Here is a 6,280-nt window from a genome sequence, read left to right on the forward strand (position 1 = left end):
CGCCCGCACTCACCTGACACCGCGCCCCTCACCCCCGAGGAAGCCCGCACCATCGCCTCCTGGGACCGCGACCTGGACGCCCTCACCGGAGAGCTCCTGCGCGCCCGCGAGAGCGTCACGGACGTACCCCTGCCGATCTCACTGACCGCATCCCAGATGCTGCGCCTGGCCGCCGATCCGGACGTCTTCGCACAGGAACTCGCGCGCCCCATGCCGCGCGCCCCGCAGCGCGCCGCGCGCCGCGGTACCCGCTTCCATGCCTGGGTGGAGACCCGCTTCGAAGAGCTGCGGCTGCCCATGCTGGAGCCGGAGGAGCTGCCCGGAAGCGAGGCCGAGATCGCGGACGAACGCGACCTGGAGTCACTCAAGGACGCCTTCGAACGCACCCCGTACGCCCACCGCACGCCCTACCGCGTAGAAGCCCCCTTCCAGCTCGAGATCGCCGGACGCGTCGTACGAGGCCGCATCGACGCCGTCTACAAGGAAGGCGACGGCGACGAGACGACGTACGAGATCGTCGACTGGAAGACCAACCGCGGCCGCACCGCCGACCCCCTCCAGCTCGCCCTCTACCGGCTCGCCTGGGCCGAGCAGCACGACCTACCCCTGGAGTCCGTCAAGGCCGCTTTCCTGTACGTGCGCGGCGGAGAGATCGTACGGCCCGAGAATCTGCCGGACCGGGCCGCACTGGAGCGGCTGCTCCTGGAGGAGCCGACCTCGGACGAACCGCCGGACCAGCATGTCAGTGCGGGCGGATAGGCTCGTGAACATGAGCAAGACTTCGGACAGCGCCGTCCGCCCGCACATCGAGCAACACCGCGCCGCCTTCCTCGACGACCTCACCGAGTGGCCGCGCGTCCCGTCCGTGTCGGCACGGCCCGAGCGCACGGCGGACATACGGCGCAGCACCGATCGGCTTGCCGTGAAACTCCGGGAGACCGGCTTCCCGACCGCCGAGGGCGGTGCGGGCCCCACCGCGGACGGGGCGACCTAGCGGACAACAGGCGCGATGCACACTGAAAGAGCCCGCCGAACGCCGCCGAGTCCTGCCGCACGTCCCGCTGAAATACCCGTTCCACCGGGGGAGTTGGAAGCACCCGTGACCACCTGGACCGATCACACCGCCGACCGTCCCATCTCGCTCACCGCCCCGAGCGGCATCGACCGGGCCGCCCACCACCGGCTCGACGAGGCCTGGCTCGCCGCGGCATGGAGCCACCCCACGACCCGAGTGTTCGTGGTGTCCGGCGGCCAGGTCCTCATCGACGAGACGGAGGACGGCACCACCGAACTCGTGATGACCCCCTCCTTCGAAGCCCCCCTCACCGAGGCACACCGCTACTTCCTGGGCACCGACGACGACGGCGTCAGCTACTTCGCACTCCAGAAGGACGCGCTCCCCGGACGCATGGACCAGTCCGCCCGTCCCGCCGGACTGCGCGAGGCAGGCCTGCTCCTGTCACCCCGCGACACGGGACTCATGGTGCACGCAGTCGCCCTGGAGAACTGGCAGCGCCTGCACCGCTTCTGCTCCCGCTGCGGCGAACGCACCGTGATCGCCGCGGCCGGCCACATCCGCCGCTGCCCCGCCTGCGGCGCCGAGCACTACCCGCGCACCGACCCCGCCGTGATCATGGCCGTCACGGACGACGACGACCGCATCCTGCTCGGCCGCCAAGTGCACTGGCCCGAGGGCAGGTTCTCCACCCTCGCCGGCTTCGTCGAGCCCGGCGAGTCCATAGAGCAGTCGGTACGCCGCGAGGTCCTGGAGGAGGCCGGCGTCACCGTCGGCGAGGTCGAGTACATCGCCAGCCAGCCCTGGCCCTTCCCCTCCAGCCTCATGCTGGGCTTCATGGCCCGCGCCACCTCGGCGGACATCGACGTGGACGGCGACGAGATCCACGAAGCCCGCTGGTTCTCCCGCGAAGAGCTACGGGCCGCCTTCGAGTCCGGGGAGGTGCTCCCTCCCTACGGCATCTCGATTGCGGCCCGCCTCATCGAGCTCTGGTACGGAAAGCCCCTGCCGAAACCGGGCACGGCCCTTTAGGGCCTGTCCGGAATCAGACGCCGAGCGCCTGCTTCACCTGGGCAAGGCTGGGATTGGTCATCACGACCTCGGCGCCACCGCTGGAGGGAATTACCTGGACCGTCGGGACCGTCTGGTTTCCGCCGTTCGCTTTCTCGACGAACGCGGCGGACGCGGGGTCCTGCTCGATGTTGATCTCGGTGTACGCGATGCCCTCGCGGTCCAGCTGCTTCTTCAGCCGCTGGCAGTAACCGCACCACGTGGTGCTGTACATCGTCACAGTGCCCTGCATATCTCGCGCGCTCCTCTGATGGCTTGGGGATCAGGTCGTCCAGAGAGGGAACGTACGCGACGGGGGCGCCATTCCCGCCCGGGGTATGCCCGGCCACGTGACGCCTGCCGCATTAGTACGACTATCAGGGCCCGCCTGTGGACAACCAGCACAGCCGTCTTCGGTGACCTGGCAGCATGGCCGTGTGACAGCAGCAACGCACTCCACCCTCTTCCCGCAGGCACCGGACTCGGCCGACGCGGTGCTCGAAGGCCTCGACCCCGAGCAGCGCGAGGTCGCCACCGCCCTGCACGGGCCGGTGTGCGTACTGGCAGGAGCCGGCACGGGCAAAACCCGGGCGATCACCCACCGCATCGCCTACGGAGTACGCGCCGGAATTCTCCAACCCTCCAGTGTGCTGGCCGTCACCTTCACCAACCGTGCCGCCGGCGAGATGCGCGGCCGGCTCCGCCAACTCGGCGCCTCCGGAGTACAGGCACGCACCTTCCACTCCGCCGCCCTACGCCAACTCCACTACTTCTGGCCCAAGGCGGTCGGCGGCAGCCTGCCGCGGATCGTCGACCGGAAGATCCAGCTTGTCGCCGACGCCGCAGCCGCCTGCGGAGTCCGCCTCGACCGAGGTGAACTGCGCGATCTCACAGCCGAGATCGAATGGTCCAAGGTCACCCAGACCGTCCCCGCCGACTACGCGGCGACGGCCGCCAAGACCGGCCGGGAACCCCCCCGCCGCCCCGGTGAGATCGCCCAGCTCTACGCCGCCTACGAGGACGTCAAACGCGACCGCGGTGTCATCGACTTCGAAGACGTCCTGCTGCTGACCGTTGGCATCCTCCAGGACCGGCACGACATCGCCGACCAGGTCCGCGCCCAGTACCAGCACTTCGTGGTCGACGAGTACCAGGACGTCAGCCCCCTCCAGCAGCGCCTCCTGGAACTGTGGCTCGGCGAGCGCGACAACCTCTGCGTCGTCGGCGACGCCAGCCAGACGATCTACTCGTTCACCGGTGCAACCCCGGACCACCTCCTCGACTTCCGCACCCGCCACCCCAGCGCCACCGTCGTCAAGCTGGTCCGCGACTACCGATCCTCGCCCCAGGTCGTCCACCTCGCCAACGGCCTGCTCGCCCAGGCCCGGGGCCGCGCCGCCGAACACCGTCTCGAGCTGATCTCCCAGCGCGACCCGGGCCCCGAGCCGGTCTACACCGAGTACACCGACGAGCCCGCCGAGGCCGAGGGCGCCGCCCGACACATCCGCGACCTCATCGTCTCCGGAGTCCCAGCGAGCGAGATCGCCATCCTCTTTCGAACGAACGCCCAGTCAGAGACCTACGAACAGGCCCTCGCCGATGTCGGCGTGCCCTACCAACTGCGCGGCGCCGAGCGGTTCTTCGACCGCCCGGAGGTGAAGAGAGCCATCCACGGCTTGCGCGCGGCAGGCCGCTTCGGAGGCAATGACACCCTCCTGGACGACGCCGGGGACCTGCCTGGGCAGGTACGAGCCGTGCTGTCCAGCGAGGGCTGGACCAGCGAGCCGCCCGCAGGATCCGGCGCGGTCCGCGAGCGCTGGGAGTCACTGGCCGCCCTGGTTCACCTCGCACAGGACTTCGCCTCCGCCAAGCCCGACGCCACACTCGGCGACCTCGTCGCGGAACTCGACGAGCGGACCGCCGCCCAGCACGCCCCGACCGTCCAGGGAGTCACTCTCGCCTCCCTCCACTCCGCCAAGGGCCTGGAGTGGGACGTCGTCTTTCTCGTCGGTGTCGCCGAAGGCATGATGCCGATCTCGTACGCAAAGACCGAGGAACAGATCGAGGAGGAGCGCCGCCTTCTCTATGTCGGCGTCACCCGTGCCAGACAACACCTCTCCGTCTCCTGGGCGCTGTCCCGCTCGCCGGGAAGCCGCCCCAACCGCCGCCCCAGCCACTTCCTCGACGGGCTGCGCCCCGGCTCCTCGGCCGCCCCGACCCGAGGCGGCGGAGGCGGCCCCGGCGGCATCGAGCGCGGTGTCGTCGGTGGCGTCGAGGGCGTGGTGCGGCGGGTGGCCCGTCAGCCCGCCCGATGCCGGGTCTGCGGTCGCACCCTCACCGACGCCGGTGAGATGAAACTGATGCGCTGCGACGACTGCCCGTCCGACATGGACGAGGGGCTGTACGAGCGGCTGCGCGACTGGCGAGCGTCCCAGGCGCAGCGCAGCGGTCAACCGGACTTCTGCGTCTTCACGGACAAGACACTGATGGCCATCGCGGAAGCGGTACCGGCGACTCCGGCTGAACTGGCGCGCATCCCAGGGGTCCGCGCCCGCAAGCTCAACCGCTACGGAACCGAAGTTCTGGCCATCTGTGCAGGTCAGGAGCTTGAAGAGGGAGACGATGACGACTGACGCAAACTCGTCGAGAAAATAGTTTGCGCATGCCCCAGGAATCCCCATAGGTTCTTAAGCACGGAAGCGGCGGCCTTCTCCAAGGCCCTGGTTCCGTGCTGTACTTAATAGCCGTCGGACCGGTTCACCCCGGTCCCTTGAGACGCCGAGAGGAGGCGATTCCAGTGATCAGCATCAGCATCAGCACCAGCTCCATCAGCACTGTCAAAATGACCGATCGCTCGGTCGTCTCCACGTGCCTGCTCGGCGTCTCGAACCTGGGCACCGGTCTGTCCGGCATTCCTGCCGTCCGGCCGGCGTCCGCCGTGTCTCTCGCGGGTCTCCCCGTCAGTGAGCGCAATGAGCGACCGATGAAGGCACTGGAAGCAGTAGAGGCGCAGGCGCAGGCCTATGCCTTTGCGGCCGCCGGTGCCGGAGCCACCCAGCAGACGCACCACACGATGTGGGCCTTCCGTGGGCCTGAACCCTGGAGTGATCCAGCCTGATCGGCGATCAGGCCGGCGCCTTCAGGGCCGCGGAACCCCACCCGGGATCCGCGGCCCTTCTGTTTGTCCCCGACCAGGGACGACAGAGCGAAGGAGCCTCGGGAACAAGAAATGAACCCGGTACCAGCCGCCAACCGGCCAACCCGGCCGGCACGACCAGACGAGGAAGACGAACCGTGCAACTCGAAGCGCACGCCCCGTCCGTACCGCCTTCCGAAACGATCCCCCCGCCCGGCCCCACGGAGGACTCCACCTTGATCCCGCTCACTGCGCTCACCGCGCTCGACGACGCCATCGAGAACCTCGGCGTACCCGTCCCCTGCCGCTCCAACGACCCGGAGGTCTTCTTCGCCGAGTCTCCGGCAGATGTCGAGTACGCCAAGTCCCTCTGCCGCACCTGCCCGCTGATCGAGGCCTGCCTCGCCGGCGCCAAGGAGCGGCGTGAGCCCTGGGGTGTCTGGGGTGGCGAGCTCTTCGTCCAGGGTGTCGTTGTCGCCCGGAAGCGGCCGCGTGGCCGCCCGCGCAAGAACCCGGTCGCGGCATGACCACCACAGGAACGATCGATCGCCCCCTGACGCACGACCCCAAGGATCAGGCCCCGATGAAGCCGTCCAACAGCGAGCCCGCCGGCTCCGCGATTCCAGACTTCACCACCACCGGCGCGAACGACTCGCGTCAGAACAGGACCCGAGAGATGCAACTCATCCAAGAAGCCCTGGCTCGTGCGCATATGCACGAGCGGCAGCGCGCCGCCGAGGCCGAGCGCCGGGCGATCCGCCTGGCGACGGCCCGCCGGATGCAGCGCCGCGCCGAGCGCGCGTCGCTGCGCGCTCGCCGTGCCCTGGCCATGGCAGTCATGCAGTAAGGCCGCGTTGACGCGACAGCCGCAGCAGCCGCAACGGCTTCGGTGTCGGCAACGGCAACGTCAGTAGAGGCAAACCGCTGGGCGGCCCGCACTGGACCTGGCTCAAACAGCGCGGGCTGATCGGCGAACTCGCCCCGCTCCCGCCGCTCGAAGCGGCCCGGCTACGCCTCCGCCACAAGGGCACCCTCCGACGGACCAGCCGATGAGCGAGATGAACAGCAGGATGTAGATC

General features: G+C 69.3%; 7 protein-coding genes and 2 pseudogenes. 8 read left to right on the forward strand and 1 reads right to left on the reverse strand.

What is annotated here, in order from left to right; translation table 11 throughout:
• The 3 genes and pseudogenes from G6048_RS46010 to nudC form a co-directional block, all read left to right on the forward strand.
• Window positions 1–759, forward strand: a 759-nt coding sequence (locus G6048_RS46010) for a PD-(D/E)XK nuclease family protein (RefSeq protein WP_165345575.1), incomplete at its 5' end; no start/stop codon positions are given.
• Between the two features lie 10 nt (window positions 760–769).
• A pseudogene (locus G6048_RS46015) lies at window positions 770–979 on the forward strand (peptidase M20); the annotation flags it as partial.
• 120 nt (window positions 980–1,099) lie between these two features.
• The gene (gene nudC, locus G6048_RS46020) at window positions 1,100–2,047 is read left to right on the forward strand and encodes an NAD(+) diphosphatase (protein WP_328828951.1); all 948 of its coding nucleotides are present in this window, start codon (window positions 1,100–1,102) and stop codon (window positions 2,045–2,047) included.
• Between the two features lie 13 nt (window positions 2,048–2,060).
• Here the strand turns inward: nudC and G6048_RS46025 are convergent, their stop codons facing one another.
• Entirely contained in the window at window positions 2,061–2,318 is a 258-nt protein-coding gene (locus G6048_RS46025) for a mycoredoxin (protein WP_165345577.1), read from the reverse strand.
• Between the two features lie 85 nt (window positions 2,319–2,403).
• On the opposite strand from G6048_RS46025, the gene G6048_RS46030 reads away from it, so the two are divergent.
• The 5 genes and pseudogenes from G6048_RS46030 to G6048_RS50665 form a co-directional block, all read left to right on the forward strand.
• On the forward strand, window positions 2,404–4,698 hold the full coding sequence (locus tag G6048_RS46030) for an ATP-dependent DNA helicase UvrD2 (RefSeq protein ID WP_165345578.1): 2,295 nt from the start codon (window positions 2,404–2,406) through the stop codon (window positions 4,696–4,698).
• 209 nt (window positions 4,699–4,907) lie between these two features.
• The gene (locus G6048_RS46035; protein WP_206342964.1) at window positions 4,908–5,183 is read left to right on the forward strand and encodes a hypothetical protein; all 276 of its coding nucleotides are present in this window, start codon (window positions 4,908–4,910) and stop codon (window positions 5,181–5,183) included.
• A 176-nt stretch (window positions 5,184–5,359) separates the two neighbouring features.
• Window positions 5,360–5,728, forward strand: coding sequence for a WhiB family transcriptional regulator (locus tag G6048_RS46040; protein WP_165345580.1), 369 nt, complete (start codon window positions 5,360–5,362; stop codon window positions 5,726–5,728).
• Window positions 5,725–6,048: a hypothetical protein gene (locus G6048_RS46045; protein WP_165345581.1), complete on the forward strand. Its 324-nt coding sequence runs from the start codon at window positions 5,725–5,727 to the stop codon at window positions 6,046–6,048. The genes G6048_RS46040 and G6048_RS46045 overlap by 4 nt, the downstream gene beginning before the upstream one ends.
• Window positions 6,049–6,128: 80 nt before the next feature.
• A pseudogene (locus G6048_RS50665) lies at window positions 6,129–6,245 on the forward strand (FAD-dependent oxidoreductase); the annotation flags it as partial.
• Window positions 6,246–6,280 lie beyond the last annotated feature (35 nt).

This window comes from Streptomyces ureilyticus, assembly GCF_011045025.1.
Lineage (GTDB): Bacteria > Actinomycetota > Actinomycetes > Streptomycetales > Streptomycetaceae > Streptomyces > Streptomyces ureilyticus.